This is a genomic window from Actinomadura rugatobispora (assembly GCF_055379765.1).
In genome coordinates this window covers 1,137,234-1,158,960 of record NZ_AP029191.1, presented here as the reverse complement: position 1 = coordinate 1,158,960, position 21,727 = coordinate 1,137,234, and the positions used below count along the sequence as shown (strand labels likewise).

The 21,727-nt window shown below is 74.6% G+C and carries 20 protein-coding genes; 9 read left to right on the top strand and 11 right to left on the bottom strand.

Going from position 1 to position 21,727, the window contains the following annotated elements:
• Window positions 1-127 precede the first annotated feature (127 nt).
• Window positions 128-760: a mycothiol-dependent nitroreductase Rv2466c family protein gene (locus ACZ466_RS04565; protein WP_378282087.1), complete on the top strand. Its 633-nt coding sequence runs from the start codon at window positions 128-130 to the stop codon at window positions 758-760.
• A 22-nt stretch (window positions 761-782) separates the two neighbouring features.
• On the opposite strand, the gene ACZ466_RS04560 is transcribed toward ACZ466_RS04565, so the two are convergent.
• Together ACZ466_RS04560 and ACZ466_RS04555 are read right to left on the bottom strand one after the other, a co-directional pair.
• Window positions 783-1,268 carry a cytidine/deoxycytidylate deaminase family protein gene (locus ACZ466_RS04560; RefSeq protein ID WP_378282088.1) on the bottom strand — a complete coding sequence of 162 codons (486 nt, stop codon included), beginning with the start codon at window positions 1,266-1,268 and terminating at the stop codon, window positions 783-785.
• Window positions 1,261-1,950 carry a RibD family protein gene (locus ACZ466_RS04555; RefSeq protein WP_378282089.1) on the bottom strand — a complete coding sequence of 230 codons (690 nt, stop codon included), beginning with the start codon at window positions 1,948-1,950 and terminating at the stop codon, window positions 1,261-1,263. Before ACZ466_RS04555 ends, ACZ466_RS04560 begins: the two co-directional genes overlap by 8 nt.
• Before the next feature lie 106 nt (window positions 1,951-2,056).
• Between ACZ466_RS04555 and ACZ466_RS04550 the strand changes: the two genes are divergently transcribed.
• Window positions 2,057-3,208, top strand: coding sequence for an exonuclease SbcCD subunit D (locus ACZ466_RS04550; RefSeq protein ID WP_378282090.1), 1,152 nt, complete (start codon window positions 2,057-2,059; stop codon window positions 3,206-3,208).
• Window positions 3,205-6,246 carry an AAA family ATPase gene (locus ACZ466_RS04545; RefSeq protein ID WP_378282091.1) on the top strand — a complete coding sequence of 1,014 codons (3,042 nt, stop codon included), beginning with the start codon at window positions 3,205-3,207 and terminating at the stop codon, window positions 6,244-6,246. Before ACZ466_RS04550 ends, ACZ466_RS04545 begins: the two co-directional genes overlap by 4 nt.
• A gap of 20 nt (window positions 6,247-6,266) precedes the next feature.
• On the opposite strand, the gene ACZ466_RS04540 is transcribed toward ACZ466_RS04545, so the two are convergent.
• The 6 genes from ACZ466_RS04540 to ACZ466_RS04515 all read right to left on the bottom strand — a co-directional run bounded on the left by ACZ466_RS04540 (window position 6,267) and on the right by ACZ466_RS04515 (window position 11,760).
• Complete coding sequence (locus ACZ466_RS04540) at window positions 6,267-7,052, bottom strand: SAM-dependent methyltransferase (protein ID WP_378282092.1); 786 nt, start codon at window positions 7,050-7,052, stop codon at window positions 6,267-6,269.
• 81 nt (window positions 7,053-7,133) lie between these two features.
• Window positions 7,134-7,454 (bottom strand): GroES family chaperonin, encoded by a 321-nt coding sequence (locus ACZ466_RS04535; protein ID WP_378282093.1) that lies wholly within the window; start codon window positions 7,452-7,454, stop codon window positions 7,134-7,136.
• 9 nt (window positions 7,455-7,463) lie between these two features.
• Window positions 7,464-8,402, bottom strand: a complete 939-nt coding sequence (locus ACZ466_RS04530) for an NAD-dependent epimerase/dehydratase family protein (RefSeq protein ID WP_378282094.1) — start codon at window positions 8,400-8,402, stop codon at window positions 7,464-7,466.
• Window positions 8,403-8,432: 30 nt separating this feature from the next.
• Window positions 8,433-9,395 carry a DMT family transporter gene (locus tag ACZ466_RS04525; protein WP_378282095.1) on the bottom strand — a complete coding sequence of 321 codons (963 nt, stop codon included), beginning with the start codon at window positions 9,393-9,395 and terminating at the stop codon, window positions 8,433-8,435.
• A 91-nt stretch (window positions 9,396-9,486) separates the two neighbouring features.
• Window positions 9,487-10,266, bottom strand: coding sequence for an SDR family NAD(P)-dependent oxidoreductase (locus ACZ466_RS04520; protein ID WP_378282096.1), 780 nt, complete (start codon window positions 10,264-10,266; stop codon window positions 9,487-9,489).
• 21 nt (window positions 10,267-10,287) lie between these two features.
• A complete protein-coding gene (locus ACZ466_RS04515) occupies window positions 10,288-11,760 on the bottom strand; it encodes a flavin-containing monooxygenase (RefSeq protein ID WP_464042879.1) in 1,473 nt (490 codons plus the stop codon).
• A gap of 128 nt (window positions 11,761-11,888) precedes the next feature.
• On the opposite strand from ACZ466_RS04515, the gene ACZ466_RS04510 reads away from it, so the two are divergent.
• The 3 genes from ACZ466_RS04510 to ACZ466_RS04500 are packed head-to-tail and all read left to right on the top strand — an operon-like array spanning window position 11,889 to window position 16,380.
• On the top strand, window positions 11,889-13,751 hold the full coding sequence (locus tag ACZ466_RS04510; RefSeq protein WP_378282098.1) for a DUF4132 domain-containing protein: 1,863 nt from the start codon (window positions 11,889-11,891) through the stop codon (window positions 13,749-13,751).
• Window positions 13,748-15,958, top strand: coding sequence for a DUF4132 domain-containing protein (locus ACZ466_RS04505; protein ID WP_378282099.1), 2,211 nt, complete (start codon window positions 13,748-13,750; stop codon window positions 15,956-15,958). Before ACZ466_RS04510 ends, ACZ466_RS04505 begins: the two co-directional genes overlap by 4 nt.
• Window positions 15,959-15,987: 29 nt before the next feature.
• A complete protein-coding gene (locus tag ACZ466_RS04500; RefSeq protein WP_378282100.1) occupies window positions 15,988-16,380 on the top strand; it encodes a hypothetical protein in 393 nt (130 codons plus the stop codon).
• A gap of 21 nt (window positions 16,381-16,401) precedes the next feature.
• On the opposite strand, the gene ACZ466_RS04495 is transcribed toward ACZ466_RS04500, so the two are convergent.
• Window positions 16,402-17,070, bottom strand: coding sequence for a helix-turn-helix transcriptional regulator (locus ACZ466_RS04495; protein WP_378282101.1), 669 nt, complete (start codon window positions 17,068-17,070; stop codon window positions 16,402-16,404).
• A gap of 108 nt (window positions 17,071-17,178) precedes the next feature.
• Here ACZ466_RS04495 and ACZ466_RS04490 point away from each other — a divergent pair, with 108 nt between their 5' ends.
• The gene (locus tag ACZ466_RS04490; protein WP_378282102.1) at window positions 17,179-18,066 is read left to right on the top strand and encodes an oxidoreductase; all 888 of its coding nucleotides are present in this window, start codon (window positions 17,179-17,181) and stop codon (window positions 18,064-18,066) included.
• Window positions 18,067-18,121: 55 nt separating this feature from the next.
• Window positions 18,122-18,733 (top strand): PadR family transcriptional regulator, encoded by a 612-nt coding sequence (locus ACZ466_RS04485; protein WP_378282103.1) that lies wholly within the window; start codon window positions 18,122-18,124, stop codon window positions 18,731-18,733.
• 13 nt (window positions 18,734-18,746) lie between these two features.
• On the opposite strand, the gene ACZ466_RS04480 is transcribed toward ACZ466_RS04485, so the two are convergent.
• Together ACZ466_RS04480 and ACZ466_RS04475 are read right to left on the bottom strand one after the other, a co-directional pair.
• Window positions 18,747-19,451, bottom strand: a complete 705-nt coding sequence (locus tag ACZ466_RS04480) for a maleylpyruvate isomerase family mycothiol-dependent enzyme (protein ID WP_378282104.1) — start codon at window positions 19,449-19,451, stop codon at window positions 18,747-18,749.
• Between the two features lie 64 nt (window positions 19,452-19,515).
• On the bottom strand, window positions 19,516-20,550 hold the full coding sequence (locus tag ACZ466_RS04475) for a diacylglycerol/lipid kinase family protein (RefSeq protein ID WP_378282105.1): 1,035 nt from the start codon (window positions 20,548-20,550) through the stop codon (window positions 19,516-19,518).
• Window positions 20,551-20,713: 163 nt separating this feature from the next.
• Between ACZ466_RS04475 and ACZ466_RS04470 the strand changes: the two genes are divergently transcribed.
• A complete protein-coding gene (locus ACZ466_RS04470) occupies window positions 20,714-21,727 on the top strand; it encodes an alpha/beta hydrolase (RefSeq protein ID WP_378282151.1) in 1,014 nt (337 codons plus the stop codon).

Here is a 21,727-nt window from a genome sequence, read left to right as displayed (position 1 = left end):
GTCTTTGACCGAGTGCTTGCTTGGTCCTGCTCGGTCACAGCATCGCACGCCTCCCCCGGGGATTGGCAAGGGAGAACGAGACTTGCGTCTCATGCCCGTTCCGCCCGGGTGGTGCCATCCTGGGCCGATGCGACGGACAGAACCCCCGGCGACGAAGCGCGCCGACATCTGGTTCGACCCCTCCTGCCCGTACACCTGGATCACCTCGCGCTGGCTGCTCGAGGCGGCCCGGGTGCGCGGGTTCGAGATCGGCTGGCACGTCCTGAGCCTGTCGGTGCTCAACGAGCACCGCGACGACGACCCGGAGGGCGACCCCGAGGGCTACCTGTGGCTGCCCGTGCGGATCTGCGCCGCCGTCGCCGAGCGCCACGGCCAGGAGGCCCTCGGCCGCTACTACACCGCGCTCGGCACCCGCGTCCACGAGGCCGGAACCTGGGACCCGCGGATCGTCCCGGACGCCCTCGCCGAGGCCGGGCTCCCCGGCGACCTGGCCCAGGCCGCCGAGACCGACGCCTGGGACGCCGCCGTCCGCGCCTCGCACGCCGAGGGCATCGCCAAGGTCGGCGACCACGTCGGCACCCCGATCATCGAGGCGACCGCCGGGGACGGCGCGCGCACCGCCTTCTTCGGCCCGGTCGTCTCCCGCATCCCGCGCGGCGAGGAGGCCGGGCGGCTCTGGGACGGCACGGTGCTGGTCTCCGCCGTCGGCGGGTTCCACGAGCTCAAGGGCGCGCCCCACGCCGAGCCCGACTACCGCTGACGGGAGGCCGGGGCGAACGCGTTCAGCCGAGCAGGTGCGCGTTGGGCACGCGGGCCCGGCCGGCCAGTTCGGGCAGCTCCACGACCTCCACGCCGTGCGCCCGGAGCCGGTCCACCCCGGCGCCCGCGCCCGGCACGAACAGCGGCGGCTCCCGCCAGGCGAACACCACCCGGCGCAGGCCCGCCGCGACGATCAGATCCGCGCACGGCGTCGGGTGCGAGGAGCGCTCGCCGCACGGCTCCAGCGAGGTGTAGATCGTCGCGCCCGCCAGGCCCGTCCCGGGCAGCGCCGTCAGGTCGGCGGGCGCCGCGCCGCCGTGCCGCCGCGCGACCTTGCCGAGCGCGGACTCCTCGGCGTGGTCGCGCGGATCGTCCTCGCGCGAGAAGCCGCGGGCGAGCTCCGACCCGCTCGCGTCCACGACCACCGCGCCCACCGAGAACGCGGTCGCCGACGGCGGGCAGCGGCGCGCCAGATCGCACGCCAGCCGCAGCCACCGCAGGTCATCCACGGCCGTTGCCGTTGAGGAGGTAGCGCAGGAGGACCAGGTCGCCGATCCGGGTGGCCTCGGCCAGCCGCATCGGGCGCCCCGGCGACTGCGGGAACACCCCCGGCCCCGCGAACCGCGGCGCGGACGGGTCGCCGATGAAGAACGGCGCCACCACCAGCTGCAGCTCGTCGGCCAGCCCGGCGGTGAGGAAGCGGGTGTGGATCTCGCCGCCGCCCTCCACCATCAGCCGCCGCACGCCACGGGAGGCCAGGTCGGCCAGCATCACCGCGAAGTCCACCGGGTCGCCCGCGCCGACCACCTCGGCGCGGTCGCCCAGCCGCTCGGCCAGCGCGGGCACGGCGGACGGCGGCGCGTACACCAGCTTGGGCGACTCGCCGGTGGTGAAGAACCGCGCGTCCGGGTCGAGGTCGCCGCCGGCCGTCACCGTCACCTTGGTCAGGTCGGCCGGCAGGCCGCGCTCCACCCGCCGCTTGCGCCGCGTCTCCGAGCGGATCAGCAGCTTGGGGTCGTCGCGGCGGACCGTGCCGGCGCCGACCAGGATGGCGTCGCAGGCCGCGCGGACCCCGTCCACCCGGTCGAAGTCGGCCGGGCTCGACAGCCGCAGCCGTTCGGGACTCGCGTCGTCGATGTACCCGTCGACCGACATCGCGCAGCTCAGCAGCACCTGGGGACGCTCGCTCACGCAGCCACCCTACGCGCACCCCGGCGCGCCGCATTCGGCCGGTTCGGGGAACCACGGCGTTTCTGCGCCGGATGTGTCGGAGGTGATGCCTAGGGTGTCTGGCGACATGCGACTCCTCCACACCTCCGACTGGCATCTCGGCAGATCCTTTCACCGCGAGGGCCTCCTCGCGGCCCAGGCCGCTTTCGTCGACCACCTGGTCGAGACCGTGCGTGCGGAGCGGGTCGAGTGCGTGCTGGTCTCCGGCGACGTCTACGACCGCGCGCTGCCCGCCGTCGACGCCGTCCGGCTGTGCGACGAGACCCTGGTCAGGCTGCGCGAGCTGGCCCGGGTAGTGCTGATCGCGGGCAACCACGACTCGGTCCAGCGGCTCGGGTTCGGCTCCGCGCTGATGGACGACTCGGGCGTGCACATCCGCACCGACCCGGCCCGCGTGGGGGAGCCCGTCGTCGTCGGCGACGCCGCGATCTACGGCATCCCCTACCTGGAGCCCGAGCTGGTCCGCCACCCGTGGAGCCTGGACGAGCGCAGCCACGCCGCCGCGCTCACCGAGGGCATGCGCCGCGTCCGGGCCGACCTGGACGCGCGGCGGCGGCAGGGCCTGCACTCGGTGGTGATGGCGCACGCGTTCGTCACCGGCGGCGAGCCCAGCGAGAGCGAGCGCGACATCTCCGTCGGCGGCGCGGCGAACGTCCCGGCCGGCGTGTTCGACGGGGTCGACTACGCCGCCCTCGGCCACCTGCACGGGCGGCAGCGGATGACCGACCGGGTGCGCTACTCGGGCTCCCCGCTGGCCTACTCGTTCTCCGAGGAGCGGCACGTCAAGGGCTCCTGGCTGATCGAGCTGGAGCAGGGCGGCGCCGGCGGCGCCGCGCTGCGGTCGGAGTTCGTGGAGGCGCCGGTGCCGCGCCGGGTCGCCCGCGTCCGGGGCCGGATCGACGACCTGCTCACCGACCCGCGCTACGAGACCTACCGGGACCACTGGCTGCAGATCACGCTCACCGACCCGCGCCGCCCGTCCTCGGCCATGGAGCGCCTGCGCCGCCGCTTCCCGCACGCCCTGGTGCTCGGCTTCGAGCCCGAGGGCGGCTCCGGGGAGGACGCCCGCACCTGGTCCGAGCGGGTCAGGGAGCGCTCCGAGCTCGACATCGCGGGCGACTTCGTCGCCGAGATGGGCGAGGCCGCGGCGTCGGAGGCCGAGCGGGAGCTGCTGCACGAGGCGTTCGAGAGCTGCCGGCAGAGGGACGCGCTCCTATGAGACTGCACCGGTTGGAGATCACGGCGTTCGGGCCGTTCTCGGGCACCGAGGAGATCGACTTCGACGCGCTGTCGAACGCCGGGCTGTTCCTCATCCAGGGGCAGACCGGGGCGGGCAAGACCAGCGTGCTCGACGCCGTCTGCTTCGCCCTGTACGGGCAGGTCCCCGGCGCCCGCAACGCGGTGAAGGGCCTGCGCAGCGACCACGCGGCGGCGGGCACGGCGCCGCGGGTGATGCTGGAGGTCACGATCCGGGGGCGGCGGCTGCGGATCCACCGGTCGCCCGCGTGGGACCGTCCCAAGCTGCGCGGCTCCGGCACGACCCAGGAGAAGGCCAAGGTCCTGCTGGAGGAGCTGGAGCACGGCGCGTGGATCGCGCTGTCCACGCGGCTGGACGAGGCGGGCGACCAGATCGGGCAGCTGCTCGGCATGACGGCCGCGCAGTTCTGCCAGGTGGCGATGCTGCCGCAGGGCGAGTTCGCGTCCTTCCTGCGCGCGGGCGCCGAGGAGCGCCGCAAGGTCCTGGAGCGGCTGTTCGCCGCCGAGGTCTACACCCAGGTCGAGAAGTGGCTGGCCGACCGCCGCGCAGCCACCGGGCGCGACGCGTCCGAGCTGCGGGCGGCGGCCGAGTCGGTCGCCGACCGGATCGCCGAGACGACCGGCGCCCCGCCCCCGCGCACGGCTCCGCGGCCGTCCGGGCCGGTGCCGCGGCCGCGCCGGGGCGAGCCCGCCGCCGAGCCGGACGAGCCGTTCGGCGACATCCAGGCGCTGCCCGCGTGGGCGGCCGAGCTGGCGGGGCAGCACCACGACGTGCGCCGGTCGGCCCAGGAGCTGCTGGGCGGGGCCGCCGAGAGTGTGGAGGCGGCGCGCGCCGCCTACGACGACGCCCGGGGCCTCGTCGACGCGCGCCGCCGTCACACCGACGCGCTGCGCCGCCGCGACGTCCTCCAGGAGGGCGCCGAGGAGCGCTCCCGGCTCACCTCGCGGCTCGACGCCGCCGCGCGGGCCGACCGGGTCGTCCCGCTGGTCCGCAACCTCACCGACCGCACGCACCGCGCCAAGAGCGCCCACGACAGCGCGGGCCTGGCCCGGTCCCGGGTCGCCGCGCTGGTCGGGCCCGGCGCCGCCGAGGACGTCCTGGCCAAGGCCGAGCGGTCGCGCCGCGACGACATGGCCGCGCTCGACGCCAAGCGCGCCGTCGCCCAGCGGCTCACCCAGGTCACCGCCGAAGGCCACCGCCTGGCCGCCGAGCGCGAGCGGCTGGAGCCCGAGGAGGCGCGGGCCGCCGCGTCCCTCGACGAACTGCCCGCGGTGCTCGAGCAGCGGCGGGCAGCCCACGAGGACGCCCGGATCGCCGCCGCGGTCCGTCCCGGCGCCGAAGTCACCGTGCAGGACGCGCGGCGCCGCCTCGGTCTCGCCGAGCGCCGCGACCAGGTCCTCGGACGGCTCGGGCAGGCCGAGGACGAGCACCGCGCCGCCGTCGACGCCGCCCAGACGGCCCGCGAGCGCTTCCAGGAGCTGCGCCAGGCGCGCTTGGAGGGCATGGCCGCGGCCCTGGCCGACGACCTGAAACCTGGCGAGCCCTGCCTGGTCTGCGGCTCCACCGAGCACCCCCGGCCCGCGTCCACCCTCGGGGCGCTCATCGGCGAGGACGACGAGGCCCGCGCCGAGTCCGCCTACGACCAGGCCCAGCGGCGGCGCGAGGACGCCTCCCGCGCCGTCGAGTCGCTGCGCGCCGAACGTGACGCGATGCTGGAGGAGGTCAAGGAGACCGGCGTCGCCGAGCTGGCCGCCGAGCTGGAGGACGCCGAGCGCGCCCTTGCCGCCGCCGTGGCCGCCGCGGCCGAGGCGGAACGGCTGGAGGACGCCGTGCACCGCGCCGAGCGGGAGCTGGAGCAGGCCCGCGAGCGCCGCGACGAGATCGCCCAGGCGCTCACCGCGAACCGGGCCCGCGACGGCGAGCTGGTCGCCGAGCAGGCCCGGCTGCGCACCGAGCTCGACGCGGCCCGCGGCGACGACCCGTCCCTGGAGGCCCGCGCGCAGCGGCTGCGCCGCGAGGCCGACGGCCTCGCCGAGGCGGTCCGGGCGCTGCAGGAGGCCGACCGGGCCGCCGGCGAGCTGGCCGCCGCCCGCGCCGAGGCCAAGGCCGCCGCGGCGAACGAGGGCTTCCGCGACCCCGCCGAGGTCACCGCCGCCGCCCTCGCCGACGAGGACCAGGCCGTCCTGCGCGACCGGGTCCGCCGCTTCGAGGACGAGGAGGCCGCGATCCGGTCCGCCCTCGCCGACCCCGCGCTCAAGGCCGCGGCCGCCGCGCCCGCCCCCGACCTGCCCGCGCTGGAGGCGGCCGTGGAGCTCGCCGAGTCCGCGCGCGAGGCCGCCGTGAGCGCCGTGGCGCAGGCCCGCCGCCGCTGCGACCGCCTGGCCGAGCTGCGCGCCGAACTGGACGGCGCCGTCCGCGCCTGGCGCCCCGCCGCCGAACGCCACCGGGTCGCCGAACGCCTCGCCGGGCTCGCGTCCGGGAAGTCCGCCGCCAACCGGCTCGGCATGTCGCTGTCGGCGTACGTGCTCGCCGCCCGGCTGGAACAGGTCGTCGACGCGGCCAACGAGCGCCTCGACCGGATGTCGGCCGGCCGGTACGCCCTCCAGCACACCACCGACAAGGCCGCGGGCGACCGCGCCAAGGGCGCCGGCGGCCTCGGCCTGCGCGTCGTCGACGGCTGGACCGGGCGGCAGCGCGACCCGGTCACGCTGTCGGGCGGCGAGTCGTTCATCACCTCGCTGGCGCTCGCGCTCGGTCTCGCCGACGTCGTCACCGCCGAGGCCGGCGGCACCGAGATCAACACCCTGTTCGTCGACGAGGGCTTCGGCACCCTCGACGAGGAGACCCTCGACGAGGTCATGGACGTCCTGGACGGCCTGCGCGACGGTGGCCGCGCCGTCGGGATCGTCAGCCACGTCGCCGAACTGCGCGCCCGCATCCCCGCCCAGCTCCGCATCGCCAAGGCCCGCGCCGGGTCCACGGCGGCGATCGTCGTCTGACTCCGGCCCCGGGCCGCGTTTCAGACCTTGCGGGCGACCGCCGCCAGCAGCCAGCCGGTGGGCTCGTCGTAGGGGCGGTCAGGCCGCCACTCGGGCGCGTACACCAGGCCCGGCTCGACCGGCTCGAAGCCGTCCAGGAAACCGGCGATCCGCTCCCGGCACCGGAAGGTGACCACGACGCCGTTCCGCCGGGTCAGCTCCTCGCTGACGGAACGTTCCCGCGCGGTCAGGTTCTCGTCGGTGAACTCGCACAGCGCCAGGTGGCTGCCCGGCGCGACCGCGTCCCGGAACGCGCCCACGGCGGCCTCCGGGCCCTCCTCGTCCCGCAGATGGCACAGCACGCTGATCATCAGCACCCCCACCGGACGGTCGAAGTCGATCAGCGCGGCGACCTCCGGATGGTTCAGGATGCCCTCCGGCTCCCGGGCGTCCGCGTGCACCGCGATCGCGGTCGGCAGCGCGTGCAGCAGCGCCTGGAAGTGCACCACCGCGACCGGGTCGTGATCGACGTAGACCACCCGCGCGTCCGGATCGACCGCGTGCGCCACCTGGTGCACGTTGCCCTTCCCGGGCAGGCCGCAGCCGACGTCGATGAACTGCCGGACCCCCGCCTCCAGCAGGAAGCGCACCGCGCGCCGCATGAACTTGCGGTTCTCGCGCGGCAGGTGCCGGGCCGCCGGGAACGCCGCGAAGGCCTCCAGGGCGGCCTCACGATCGGAGGTGTAGTTGTCCTTCCCGCCGATCGAGAAATCGTAGATGCGGGAGCTGGCGGGGCCGCTCAGGCCGTGCGGGTCGCGCTCTGTCATGATCCTTACCTGGTCCGCGGGATCATCACATCTTGGCATCGGAGCGCGACTTTTACAGTACGCAGCGCTGACGAATGTCGGCTACAGGTACAGGCCGGTGCCGTGCTCGGGGCGCTCGTTGGCGATGGCGTGCAGGTCGCGCTCCCGCATGACCAGGTAGTTCTCGCCCTGGATCTCCACCTCGTACTGGTCCTCGGGATGGAACAGCACGCGGTCGCCGACCTTGACCGTGCGGGCGTGCGTGCCGACCCCGCAGACCTCGCCCCAGGCCAGGCGGTTGGACTGCTCCACCGTGGCGGGGATGACGATGCCTCCGGTGCTGCGGCGCTCTCCGGCCTCCTTCTCGACCTTGATCATGACGCGGTCGTGGAGCATCTGCACTTCGAACTTGGGCTCGGGCACGCTCGGATTTTATCCGCCCGCGGAGAGCAGGGCGGCCCACGCGTCCCCGATGATCTCCGGCAGCGCGGAGCGGACCGGCCGCCAGCCGAGCTCGCGGCGGACCGCCCGCGCGTCGCACACCAGCAGCGGCGGCTCCGGCTGCGGCGGGCGCCGCACCGTCGGCACCGCCCGCCCGGTCACCTCCTCCACCGCCGTGACCACCTCCAGCACCGACGCGCCCGCCCCGCTGCCGACGTTGTAGACCCGCTCGTCGCCGGGCCGCACCGTCTCCAGCGCCCGCACGTGCGCCGCGGCGAGATCGTCCACGTGCAGGTACTCGCGGACCGCCCCGCCCGAACCGTTGATCTCCAGATGCGGGGCCGTCCCGGCGGCCACCGCCAGCGCCTTGGGGATCAGCCGGGTCTCGTCCGGATCGGGCCGCCCGTCCACCGACCCCGCCACGTTGAACGTGCGCAGCACCATCGCGCCCGCCGACCCCGCACGGGCGTGGAACCGCACCACCTGCTCGGCCGCCAGCTTCGACGCCCCGTACGGGCTCGTCGGCGCGGGCGTCTGCTCCTCGGGGATCGGCTGCCGGTCGGGCGTCCCGTACACGGCGGCGGTCGAGCCGTACACGATCCCGGCGACCGACGGCGGCAGCGCCTCCAGCAGGTTGACCGTCCCCTGCACGTTGGCGGTGAAGAACCGCAGCGGCTCGGCGAACGACTCGCGCACCCGGGTGAGCGCCGCCAGATGGCACACCGCGTCGTACGGCTCGTCCAGCACCGGGCCCAGCCCGGCCGGATCGAGCAGATCACCGATGATCGGCCGCACGCCCGGCGGCAGCACCCGGTCCGCGCCCCGGACCAGCCCCGTCACCTCGTGCCCCGCCGCCAGGAGCCGCCGCCCCACCGCGTACCCCACGTATCCCGCCGCACCCGTCACCAGCACCCGCATGCGCCCCAGCATTCCGGCACGGAAGGCCCGCGGGCAACGCGATCAGAGCAATGGGGACCGAGCCGGCCGCGCGGCCGGCGCCCGCCGCACCCGGGCCGCCTCCTCCGCCTCGGGCTCCTCGTACCGCGGGAAGCTCGCCAGCGCGATCAGCGCCAGCGTCAGCCCCCCGGCCCGCAGCAGGAACGGCCCCATGTCCTGCGGCCAGTCCTCCCCGAACAGCACGATGCTGCTGAGCACCAGGTACGCGCGCCCGATCACCGTCAGCACCGTCGCCACGATCGCCACCCGGCAGCGCTGCAGCGCGATCTGCAGCTGGATCAGCGCGAGCCCCGCCATGCCCACCGTCAGGTACGGGTAGGGCGACACCAGCACGCTCACGAGGTCGCCGGTGTCCTCGTACACCAGCGAGATCCCCCGGATCCCCGCCTCGGCCAGCCCGGCGCACGCCCCCGCCCCGATCCCGTACGCGACCCCGGCCAGCTTCCGGGCATGCCTCCCGCCCGCGCGGCGGTCCCCGACCAGCCACACCATCGCCGCCACGACCAGCGCCGGAGCCATCACCGCGAGCATCAGCCACGGCGCCTTCAACGTCTCCACCAGCGTGGCCTCGGCCTCCAGCGGCCGCTCCGACCCCGACGACAGCCCGATCAGGACCGTCGCGAGGACGAACAGCGCCACGCTGAACCACTCGCGGCCGTTCAACCGCTCGCCCAGGAACCACACCGCGTACACCACGAGGAACACCAGGCTGATCGCGAAGATCGGCTGCGCCACCGACAGCGGCATCGCGGTGAACGCCACCACCTGGTACGCCAGCCCCAGGAACAGGATCAGCCCCCCGGAGAACCACACCGGATCCGTCACCATGTGCCACGCCGCGTGGAACGGCCGGCTCCCGCGCAACGGCGGCATCCGCCCCGCCGCGATCCGGAACACGAGAAAGGCCACGTAGTAGGCGCTGGTGGAGAGCAGGGCAAGGGCGGCATAACCGAGGTCGCGACCCATCGGAGGCCTTTCACGGGACAGCACGGGGTGGGAGCCGGCGCCCCCTCGCCGACGCCTCCACCGTGCCCTGTCCCACACCCCGTGACAAGAGTCAGCGCTGGGGGCCGTACTTGCGGCCTGTCTTGTTGGAGAGGCGGCCCACCAGTTCTCGGGGGATGAGGCGGCTGACGCCGACGATGGCCTTGTACTGCGGGCTGGGGACGCTGACCTGGACGCCGCGGCGCAGGTCGCGGAGGGCGGCGTCGACGACCTTGTCGCGGTCGAGCCACATGAAGCCGGGGATGGACGAGGTGTCCATGCCGGCGCGGTCGTGGAACTCGGTGTGGACGAAACCGGGGCACAGGGCCATCACCTTGACGCGGTCGCCGCCGGGACGGCCGGCGATGTCCTGGGCCACGCCCTGGCTGAACGACACCACCCAGGCCTTGGAGGCGCCGTAGGTGCCGCGGGTGGCGAACGCCGAGACGGACGAGACGTTCACGACGCCGCCCCGGCCGCGTTCCAGCATTCCGGGGAGGGCGGCGTGGGTGAGGCGCAGCACGGCCTCGCAGTGCACCTTCAGCATGGTGATCTCGTCGGTGACGGGGACGTCGAGGAAGGTGCCCTTGTTGCCGAAGCCGGCGTTGTTGACCAGGAGGTCCACGCCCTGGCGGCAGCGGTCCTCCCCGGCGGCGAGGCCGTCCTCGGCGGACAGGTCGGCGATCAGGGGCTCGGTGCGGACGGCGTACTCGTCCCGCAGGTCGCGGGCGGTCCGGTCGAGCCGGTCGCCGTCGCGGGCGAGCAGCACCAGGTCGAATCCGTCGGAGGCCAGGCGGCGGGCGAAGGCGGCGCCGATGCCCGCGGTGGCACCGGTGATGAGAGCGGTCGGCATGCCCCGAGCCTAGACGGGCGGCTAGGGGTTGGCAGTGCGGCGCGCGCGGAAGTGGCGCGGGTCGGGGCGGCGGGTGGCGCGGCGGTAGGCGAAGGTGAAGCCCGGCCAGTTGTTGACGACCTTGCCGTCCTCGGTCATGTACCAGCTCGTGCAGCCGGAGTCCCACACGGTGGAGCGGAGCCGCTCGCGCATCTCGCGGCCGAAGGCGTCCTGCGCGTCCGGGCGGACCTCGATCCAGTCGAGGCCGGCGTCCCGCATGGCGTGCAGGCAGCCCAGCACGTACCGGATCTGGGACTCCAGCATGTAGATGATCGAGTTGTGGCCGAGGTTGGTGTACGGGCCGTACAGCAGGAACAGGTTGGGGAAGCCGCTGACCGTGATGCCCAGGTGGGCGAGGGCGCCCTCGCGCCACTCCTCGTTCAGCTCGCGGCCGTCCCGTCCGGTGATCTTCATGGGGGCGACGAAGCCGGAGGCGGCGAAGCCGGTCGCGTACACGATCACGTCGGCCTCGTGGTCGCGGCCGTCCGCGGTGCGGACCCCGGACGGGGTGACCCGCTCGATCGGGTCGGCGACCAGGTCGACGTGGGGTTCGGCGAGCGCCGGGTAGTAGTCGCTGGAGATGAGGATGCGCTTGCAGCCCATCGGGTAGTCGGGGGTGAGCGTCGCGCGCAGCGCGGGGTCGGCGATCTGGTCGCGCATGTTGGCGCGGAAGCGGCGCGAGAGCAGGTCCATCAGCTTCGGGTACTTGATGAAGCCGAGCGCGCGGGACTCGTAGAGCGCGTAGATGCGGGCGCGGCTCAGCTCGTGCAGGCCGGGGACGGACCTCAGCAGCGCCTTCTCCCAGCCCCGGTAGATCCGGTCGGGCTTGTCGATGACGTACGGCGCGGACCGCTGGAACACGGTGAGGTGCCGGGCCCGCGCGGCGATCTCGGGGATGATCTGGATCGCGCTGGCACCGGTGCCGACGATCGCGACCCGCCGGCCGTCCAGGGCGGCGCCGTGGTCCCAGCGGGCGGAGTGGAAGGAGGCGCCGGTGAAGGTCTCGCGGCCCGGGATGTCCGGCAGCACGGGACGGTTGAGCTGGCCGCACGCCGAGACCAGGACGCGGGCGGAGAGCGTGTCGCCGCGGCTGGTGGCGACGTGCCAGAGGCCGGCGCCCTCGTCGAAGCGGGCCTCGGTGACCTCGGTGCCGAACCGGATGAGCGGCATGATCCCGTACTCGCGGGCGCAGTCCCGCAGGTAGTCCAGGATCTCCTCCTGCGGCGGGAAGCGGCGGCTCCAGTCGGTCTTGCGCTCGAAGGAGAAGGAGTAGAGGTGGGAGGGGACGTCGCAGGCCGCGCCGGGGTAGGTGTTGTCGCGCCAGGTGCCGCCCAGGTCGGCGGCCTTCTCCAGGACGACCACGTCCCCGAAGCCCTCCTGGACGAGCCGGATCGCCATGCCGATGCCGCCGAAACCGCTGCCGATGATCACAACGTCGTGCGGAGCGCCCATCATCCGTCCCGAATCCGGTTCTGTTCGTTGTCCCGAGCGTAGGTGCCGCCCGGACGGTTGAACAGTGCCCGTTCCCACGCGGTTGTGAGGAAACCCCGGTTCTGTCCCTGCCGCATGTCAAGATCTTCCGCATGCCGAACGACAACCCCCCGGGCCTCGACGAGCACCTCGCCAAGCTGCAGGCCCCCCGCCCCGGGAAGCGCTGGCGGGAGCGCACCCGCGAACTGCTGCGGACCGCGGAGATCCGCGAGCACGTGCTGGCCACCGTGCGCGGGTACGCCCATACCGATCTGCCGGGGCCGAACAGGGGGGTCCCCGGCCGCGGCACCGCCCTCGTTCTGGTCGAGGACGAGAGCGCCCGCGGCTACGTGTGGGCGGCGGCGCTGACCGGCGAGGCCGCCGCGCTGGACGACCTCGTCACCGTCATCCGCCGCGCGGGCTGCGTCACCGCGGAGCCGGTGTGGGACGCCGCGCTGGCCAACGCCGCGATCAACGCGCTCGGCGCGTTCGGCGACCCCGCGGCGCTGGACGCGCTGCGCGGGCTGGAGAAGGAGCTGCGCTACCCCGGCGCGCGCAAGCAGGTGCAGGCCGCGATCCAGGCCGCCGCCGCGCTGCAGGGGATCACGCCCGGCCAGCTCCTCGAACGCGGCGTCCCGAGGCACGGCCTGGACCGGGACGGCTCGCTGGAGCGCCGGATCGGCGGCTACCAGGCGGTGCTGACGATCGAGGACCCGCGGACGGTGCGGTGCACGTTCACCGGCGCGGAGGGCCGCCCGCTGCGGTCGGTGCCCGCCTCGCTCAAGGGCGACGACGCCCACGCGGCCGGGATCAGGGAGCTGAAGACGGTCACCAAGGAGGTGCGCCGCACGCTCGCCGGCGAGCGCGCCCGCGTCGAGGGGCTGCTGTCGGCCGACCGCCACTGGGCGTACGGGGAGTGGTGCCGGCACTACCGCGACCATCCGCTCACCGGCGTCGTCACCCGCGGGCTGATCTGGGAGTTCGAGGGCCGGGACGGGGTGTGGCGGGCGGCGACGCCGGCCGATGAGGTGCTGGTGACCGTGGACGGCAACGAGCTCGCACGCCCGGAGCCCGGCGCGCGGGTGCGGCTGTGGCACCCGATCCGGGCGACGGCGCCGCAGGTCCGCGCCTGGCGGGCGTTCGTGGACGAGAACGCGATGGTGCAGCCGTTCAAGCAGGCGTTCCGCGAGATCTACCTGCTGACCCCGGCCGAGGAGGAGACCGGCGTCTACTCCAACCGGTTCGCCGCCCACATCGTCCGGTACGGGCAGCTGTACGCGCTGTTCAAGGAGCGCGGCTGGCAGTCCGACTTTCTCGGGCGGCACCACGACGGCGCCCACGGGCAGGCGAAGGGGGTCTTCGCGGAGGGCGGGTGGCGCGCGGTCTTCTACCACGAGCACGCCGAGGACGACTTCGACCACGCGCCCGCCTACGCCGCGACCGACCAGGTGCGCTTCGAGCGGCGCGACGGCCGCCGCTGGCAGGAGGCGCCGCTGGCCGGGGTGCCCGCCGCGGTGTTCAGCGAGGCGATGCGGGACGTGGACCTCTTCGTGGGCGTGACCTCGATCGCGGCCGACCCGGAGTGGGAGGACCGCGGCGAGGACCGGCACCTGGCGTACTGGCGGGAGACGAGCTTCGGCGAGCTGACGGCGAGCGCGGAGGTGCGGCGGGACGCGCTGTCCAGGATCGTCCCGCGCACCAGGATCGCCGGGCGGTGCTCGATCGAGGGGCGCTTCCTGGTGGTGCGGGGCGATCTGCGCACGTACAAGATCCATCTGGGCAGCGGCAACATCCTGATGGAGCCCGACGACTCCTACCTGTGCGTCGTCGCGTCGCGCCCCGCACCCACGGGGAAGGTGTTCCTGCCGTTCGAGGACGAGCGCCTGGCGCTGATCCTCAGCAAGGCGTTCCTGCTGGCCGCCGACACCGCGATCACCGACGACACCATCATCCGCCAGATCAAGGGGGACCGGTGACCGGGGAGACCGCGGAGCCCGGCGACGGCTACTCCCCGCAGGCCCTGCTCCAGGGCGTGGCCAGGGACCGGCATCCGACCTTCGGCCCGGCGGCCTGCGAACGGTTCCTCTCCTACCTGGCCGCCGACTCGGACCGGGCGGGCCCGCGCGAGCTGGGCGCGGCGCTGGGCGTGCTGGTGCGCTGCACCGGCCCCTGGCCCGAGGGCCTGTCCGGGCCCGCCCGAGTTCTCGCTCGCCGGGCGCTGGACGCGGGCTGGGACGGTACCCGGCCGTTCGCGCTGCTCGGTCTCGCCAGGCTGGCCGGGCCCGACCTGCACGCCGAGGCGGCCGCCCTGGCCGAGGAGGGGTGCGGCCCGATCGCGCGGGAGGAGCTCCGGCTGGTGGCCGGATGGGACGCCACCGGGTACGCCCTCCTGGCCGAAGCGTGCGACGAGCGCTGGTGGACCCCGCTCAGCCCGCTCCCGGACGTGTCGGAACGCCTGGCGGACCACGGCTACGCCGGCTTCGCGCGGTCCGTCCTGGAGCCGGCGGGCGACCGGGTCGAGGCCGTCCGGTCCGGCGAGATCCCCTACGAGGCCGACAAGGCGTTCGGCGCCGACGAGGTCGCCTCGCTCGGCCGCGCCGCCCGCGTCGCCCTCGCCCGCGACGAGCCGTGGCTGCCGGAGCTGCTCGACCGGATCGTGCGCGGCGTCGCGGTCGCGCCCACCGCCGCGAAGACGCTGCCCTCCCAGGCGCTGCTGTACGAGCTGGCCCGCGCCGCCCAGGACCTCCCCACCCCCGAGCTGGCGACCTCGCTGCGCACGGCCCGCACGATCACGCGGCACGGCGGCGTCCCCAAGCAGCTCGACAAGATGCTCAAGAGGATCGACGCCGCGCTCGCCGAGCGCGCCGAGGTCGCGCTGCGCCTCCCGGCCCTCGGCTTCGCCGCCGACGGGACGCACCGGACCCCGCTCGGCGAGCACGAGGCCGTCGTCACCGTCACCGGCGACGGCGCGGAACTGGAGTGGCGGGGGCCGGGCGGCAGGCCGCTGCGCTCGGTGCCCGCCGCCGTGCGCCGCGACCACGCCGCGGCCGTCAAGGACCTGCGCGACCTGGTCAAGCGGGTCCGCGCCCACCTGACCACCCTGGCCCGCGCCCTGGAGGGCGGGTTCGCGGGCGAGAGCGCGATGCCGTACGCCGAGTGGCGCGAGCGCCTGGCCGCCCATCCGCTCGCCGGTCCGATGACCCGCCGCCTGATCTGGGAGTTCGAGGTCGCGCCGGGCGAGTGGCGCGCGGCGCTTCCGGACGAGGCCGCGGAGCTCGGCGAGGCGGGGCGCGTCCGCCTCTGGCATCCGATCCGGTCCGCGCCCGAGGAGGTGCGCGCCTGGCGCGACGTGATCACCGAGCGGCGGCTCCGGCAGCCGTTCAAGCAGGCGTTCCGCGAGATCTACGTGCTCACCCCGGCCGAGGAGGAGACCCGCGTCTACTCCAACCGGTTCGCCGCCCACATCGTCCACTACCGGCGGCTGTTCGCGCTGTTCCGGGCGCGCGGCTGGCAGAGCCGGCTGCTGGGGCCCTGGGACGGCGGCGACCACGACGCCGCCCACCGCACGCTGGCGTCGGGGGAGTGGCGGGTGATCTTCCACCACGAGTACGCCGAGTACGACGGCGAGCGCGAGCTGGCCGCGACCGACCAGGTCAGGATGACCCGGCGGGAGGGCGGGGCCTGGCGCGAGGCGCCGCTGGCCGAGGTGCCCGCCGTGGTGTTCAGCGAGGCGATGCGGGACGTGGACCTGTTCGTCGGCGTCACCTCGATCGCGGCCGACCCGGACTGGGAGGACCGCGGCGAGGAGCGGCACTGGGCGTACTGGCGGGAGGCCGGCTTCGGCGCCCTGACGGCGAGCGCGGAGGTGCGGCGGGACGCGCTGGCCCGGATCCTCCCGCGCACCAAGATCGCGGGACGGTGCGAGCTGGACGGCCGCTTCCTGGTGGTGCGGGGCGACCTGCGCACGTACAGGATCCATCTGGGCAGCGGCAACATCCTGATGGAGCCCGACGCCTCCTACCTGTGCATCGTCCCCGCGAGCGGCAAGGGCACGGGCCCGCAGGTGTTCCTGCCGTTCGAGGACGAGCGCCTGGCGCTGATCCTCAGCAAGGCGTTCCTGCTGGCCGCCGACACCACGATCACCGACCCGACCATCCTCGCCCAGCTCGGGCGGGGCGCCTGAACGATCCGAGCGATCCAGGAGTGTGAGCCATGCCCGCGGTGACCTTCCGCGACGAGACCGCGACCGGGAAGGCGCTGGCCTCCTTCCAGGTCGGCGACCTGCCCGGCAGCATGACGGCGCGCGAGCTGATCCGGCTGCGGGTCCGCGAGGAGGTCGCGCGGCACAACGCCCGGCCCGGCCGCCGCTTCACCGGCCTGGTCCAGCCCACGGACGCCGAGGCCGACCTCAACGGCCACCGGCCGCGCGAGCCGCGCCGGCTGGACTGGGAGCGGCAGGCCGCCGTCGCCGAGCGGGCGTTCCTGTCCAACGGCTTCTTCATGCTCGCCGGCGACCGGCAGGTGGAGGAGCTGGACGAGGTGGTCGACCTGGCCGGAGACCCGGAGCTGGTCTTCATCCGGCTCGTCCAGCTGGTCGGCGGCTGACCGCGCGGGCGGTCGGCCCGGTCAGTTCAGCAGGCCCAGCTCGTGGGCGCGGCGCCCGGCCTGGAAGCGGGAGTCGGCGTCCAGCAGGACGAGGATCTCCGCGACCCGGCGCCGGTAGGTGCGCAGCGACAGGCCCAGGCGGCGCGCGGCCGTCTCGTCCTTGAAGCCCTCGCCCAGCAGCCGCAGGATCTCCCGGCTCTGCTCGCTCAGCGCCGGCGGCCGGCCGCGCCGGAACTCGGCCAGCGCGATCGACGACTCCCAGGTCGCCCAGTACAGCGATCGCACGCTCTTGACCACCTCCGGCGAGCGGACCACCGTGTAGGTGCGCTGCCCCTGGACGGGCGGCCCGGCCAGCACCGCGACCCGCCGGTCGATGATGATCGTCTCCTGGGGCAGCCGGGTCGGGCAGATCCGGACCTCCACCCCGCGCCCCGCCATGGCCAGCAGCCGCCGCTCGGACTCCTCGTCGGCCAGCGCCCGCGGGTTGTAGAGCTTGCAGACCCGCAGCTCGCGCGGCGGCTCCCAGCGGGAGGCGAGGATCTGGTCGCGCACGGCGGGCATCACCCAGGTGTCGGGATCGACGGCCGCGCAGACGAACTCCTCCCGCGCGTAGCCGAACAGGTGGCCGGCGCGCTCGGCCAGCTCCACCTCGCCGCGCAGCGTCACGTTCCGGTCCTGGTCGGGGCTCATCGCCGTCCAGTCTGCTCGGCGCCCGGCGAAACGGTCAAACCCGGAGGCGGACTGGCAGCAAGCTGCCAGCGGCGCGGGACCGGGCCCGGCGCGCGGCAGGGTGGGGCCATGAGCGAAACGATCAACCGTCACTTTGAGCTCGGCGGGGACCTGCGCGTCTCCCGCCTGGGATTCGGCGCCATGCGGCTGCCGGCGAGCGCCCCCGGCGGACCCGCCGCCGACCGCGGGCGGAGCCTGGACGTGCTGCGCCGGGCCGTGGACCTGGGCGTCGACCACATCGACACCGCCGCCTTCTACTTCCTCGGCGACCTGGCCGCCAACGACATGATCCGGGAGGCGCTGGCGCCGTACCCCGACGGCCTGGTGATCGCCACCAAGGTGGGGCCGCAGAAGGGGCCGGACGATCCGGTCCCGACCGGGCAGATGGAGGCCGGCGAGCTGCGCGCCGAGGTGGAGCGGAACCTGACCGAGCTGGGCCTGGACCGGCTCGACCTGGTCTACCTGCGCCCCGGCGGACTCGAACCGCCGTCCGCCGAGGAGTCGATCGCCGAACGGTTCGAGGTGCTGGCCGGGCTGCGCGAGGAGGGCCTCATCCGCCATCTGGGGGTCAGCCACGTCACCGCCGGGCACGTCGCCGAGGCCCGCGCGATCGCGCCGGTCGCGGCCGTGCAGAACTGGTTCGACCTGACCCGGCCGCGGGACTCCGCGCTGCTGGAGCTGTGCGCGCGGGACGGCATCGCCTACGCGCCGTTCTTCCCCCTCGGCGGGTTCGGGATCCCCGACCACCCGCGCCTGAAGGAGGTCGCCGACCGGCACGGCGCGACCGTGCCCCAGGTGCTGCTGGCCGGGCTGCTGGCGCTGTCCCCGGCCATGCTGGCGATCCCGGGCACCTCGTCCCCGGCGCACCTTGAGGAGAACGTGGCCGCCGCCGACCTCCACCTGACCGGCGAGGACCTGGCCGTCCTCGCCGAGATCGCGGAGACCCCCGCCGCCTGACGGCGACGGCATACCCTGTCCTGATCCGGACGCCACGGGACGGGCAGGGGGGACGATGTCGGCGACGCGGTTGCTGGTGCTCGGCGGGGTGCGCTCGTTCGGGCGCGCGCACGGGTACGAGGTGCGCCGGGAGCTGCTGTCGTGGGGGTCCGACGAGTGGGCCAACGTCAACCCCGGGTCGATCTACCACGCGCTCAAGCAGCTGGCCAAGGAGGGGCTGCTGCGCGCGCACGAGGTGGCCGAGAGCGACGCCGGGCCGCCCCGTACCGACTACGAGATCACCGAGAGCGGCGAAGCGGAGTTCTTCCGGCTGCTGCGCGCCGCCGTCGTCGAGGTGGACGTCCGGCGCCCCGAGCTGCTGTCGGCCGCGCTTGGGTTCCTCACCGAACTGCCCCGCGCGGAGGCGATCGCGCTGTTCGAACGGCGGCTGGAGGGCCTGGCCGGATGGCGCGCCTCGGTGGCGCCGCACCTCCAGGAGGCCCGGGCGCCGGGCGGCGAGGCGCCGCCGCTCGGCCACCTCGGCGAGCTTCTCGACTGGTGGGTGTACTCGGCCGACACCGCCGCCGAGTGGACGCGCGGGCTGATCGGACGGCTGCGCGGCGGCGCGTACGTCATGGCCGGCGAACCCGTGCCCGAGGCCGAGGCCGCGTTTCGGCCGGGACGGTGATCGGGCGGCCGGGTCAGGCCAGGCAGACCAGGGCGTCGCGCAGCTCCGGGTCGAGCCCGTGGTCGGAGGAGAGCCGCCCGGTCGTGGCGTCCACGAAGTCGGCCGCCGACAGCTCGGCCGTCTCGTCGTCCAGCTCCACCCGGAAACCGCCCGCGATCCCCTCCACCAGCACGGGGGAGTCCTGCTCGTCCAGCGCGAACAGGCCGACCCGGGCGCGCCAGGCCGTCCGGTCCGGCTCCTCGCCCTGCTCCACCGGCACCTTCACGTCGTCGGCGTGCGTGGCGTACTCCGAGGCGTAGTGGAAGGTCTGCAGGCCCACCGGGTACGGGCCCGCCAGGGTGGGGAGGTCGGCCCCCGCGCCCAGGGCGCGCATCCGGCGGCGGGTCTCGCCGTTCTTCCGGCGCCACTCCTCCATGACCTCGCCGACCGGCAGGTCGCGCCGCTGCCGCACGCACCACTCGTTGAACGAGCCGACGTCGTCGACGCCCTCCTTCTGCATCACCGCGAACAGGCCGTCGAGGTCGTCGTCGAGGCAGGCGTGGTTGTAGAGCTCCTCGCCGGCCAGGTGAGCCAGCACGTCGCGCACCGACCAGCCCTCGCAGCGCGAGGCGTGGTCCCAGTCCGGCGCCGTGAGCGAGGCGAAGTAGGCGTCGAGGCGGTGCGCCTCGGCGTCGAAGATGTCGAAGGGGTCAAGCCCCTGGAGGATCTCGGCGTTCATGCGGCTATGCTGCCCGGTCCCGGCGGAAGTGAACGCCCGCCACGCGGGTGCGGGCGGGTGCGGGTCAGGTGTCCACGAACGACTGCGGGACGACCACCCGCAGCGCGTTGCCGAGCAGCCGGACCGTCACCGGGGTGCGGCCCCTGATCTCGCCGTCGACGTCCACGTTCAGCGGCGGATCGGTCTCGATGCGCACGTGGTCGGTGGTGAGGAAGGCGTCCTCGTCCAGCGACCGCCACTTCCCGGTGAGCACGTGCCGGGCGGTCGCCGAGGCCAGCCGCAGCCGCCGCCGGTCGCCGAGCCGGTAGACCGCCAGCAGCCGGTCGTCGGGGCTGGCGTCGCGGGCGATGCGCCGGCCGCTGTGGTGCGCGCCGTTGGCCACGTTCAGCTGGTGGGTGTCCATCTCGTAGGTCTCGCCGCCGATCCGGATCGTGGCCTTGAACGCCTCGTGCCGGGGCAGCAGCCGGGCCGCGGTCAGCGCGTACGCGGCCTGGCCCAGGACCCGCTTGAGCTCGTGCGGCACCCGCTCGGCGACGTGCACCGACAGGCCGAGGCTGACCATGTTGGCGAAGATGTGCCTGGCCGGATCGTCCGGCGGCGCGGCGTCCCCGGCGTTCCCGGTGGCCTCGGCGTTCCCGGTCTTGTCGGCGTCCCCGGTCTTGTCGGCGTTCTCGGGGGTGGTGCCCTCGAACCAGCCGACGTCCACGTCGGCGACCTTGCCGTCGCGCAGCACCGCGACCGCGCCGGGCAGGTCGAGCGGCAGCTCCAGGCTGCGCGCGAAGTTGTTGGTGGTGCCCAGCGGGAGCACGCCGAGCGCGATGTCGCGGTGGGTCAGATGGCCGACCGCCTCGGCGACCGTGCCGTCGCCGCCGCCGACCACGACCAGGTCGGGCTCCAGCGCCAGCACGTCGTCGAACAGCTCGTTCAGCCGGTCGGGCTCGACCACCGGGAAGACCTCGGCGAACTCCAGCCCGGCCTCGGCCAGCAGGCGGCGGGCGGTGCCGTACAGCCGGCGGCCCCGGCGGGAGCGTGCGTTGATCACCAGGACCGCGCGCCCGCCCGCACGGATCGCGGACTGCAGCTCCGGCTTGCTCCGCATCTCGACCGGTCGTCTCCCTCCAGCACCCGGGCACACCCTACCGGGCGCCCCGTACCCGGCCTCCGGCGCAGGTATTTTATATTCCGTTACCGTGCGTTGAACCGGCGCCGAACCTGGGGATATTCCCCGGTAAAGGCGGCAGGGAAAAGTCCGGGGCGTGGGCATGTGGCGGCACGGTCTGTTCAGCATGGGATTCATCGCCGGAATGGCGGCGCTCGTGGCGTCCATCGCCCCGGACGGTCCCGCGCCCCCCGCCGCGCCCGGCTCGGACGACGGCGCCACCGTCGTCGGCGAGCGCCGGGCGGGCCCGCGGCTGCTGGACCTCGCCGTCCGCTCGCCCGCCCTCGCGGGGGTCGCGCGGGTCCGGCTGCTGCTGCCGGGGGGCTGGTCACGGGCGGCGGTGGCGGCCGGGCGGACCTGGCCGGCGCTGTGGCTGCTGCACGGCCGCGGCGGCGACCACACCTCCTGGACGGCCAGCACCGCGCTGGAACGGGTCGCCGGCGGCCACGGCGCCCTCGTGGTGATGCCCGACGGCGGCCGCTTCGGCAATTACTCCGACTGGTGGAATCGCGGCGAAGGCGGGCCGCCGATGTGGGAAACGTTCCATCTGACCGAGCTCTGTCAGATCCTGGAACGCGGATACGGCGCGGGAACGGCGCGCGCCATTGCGGGCGCCGGAATGGGCGGCACGGGCGCGCTGGCGTACGCGGCGCGGCACCGCGGGCTGTTCCGGGCGGCCGCGTCCTTCAGCGGGGCGCTCAACACCCTGCACCGCGACGAGCGCGGCCTGGACGTGCCCGACCTCGTCGAACTGGGCGTCGCGATCGGCGGCGGCCGGGCCGCCGACTGGACCGACCTGTGGGGCGATCCGCGCGAGCAGCGCGTGGTGTGGCGGCAGCACAACCCGCATGACCTTGCCGACCGGCTCGCCGGGGTGCGCCTCTACATCAGCTCGGGCGACGGCACCCCGGGACCCTGCGATCCGTGGCCCTGGCCCGGCTCCGGGCCGGACGTGCTGGAGACGGTGGCCCACCGGGTGGGCCTGGAGTTCGCGGGCAGGCTGAGGCGGCTGGGCATCCCGGCCGCGACGCACTTCTACCAGGGCACCCATCGCTGGCCGTACTGGGGCCGCGAGCTGCGCGCCGCGCTCCCGCTGCTGCTGGCCGACGTCACTTGA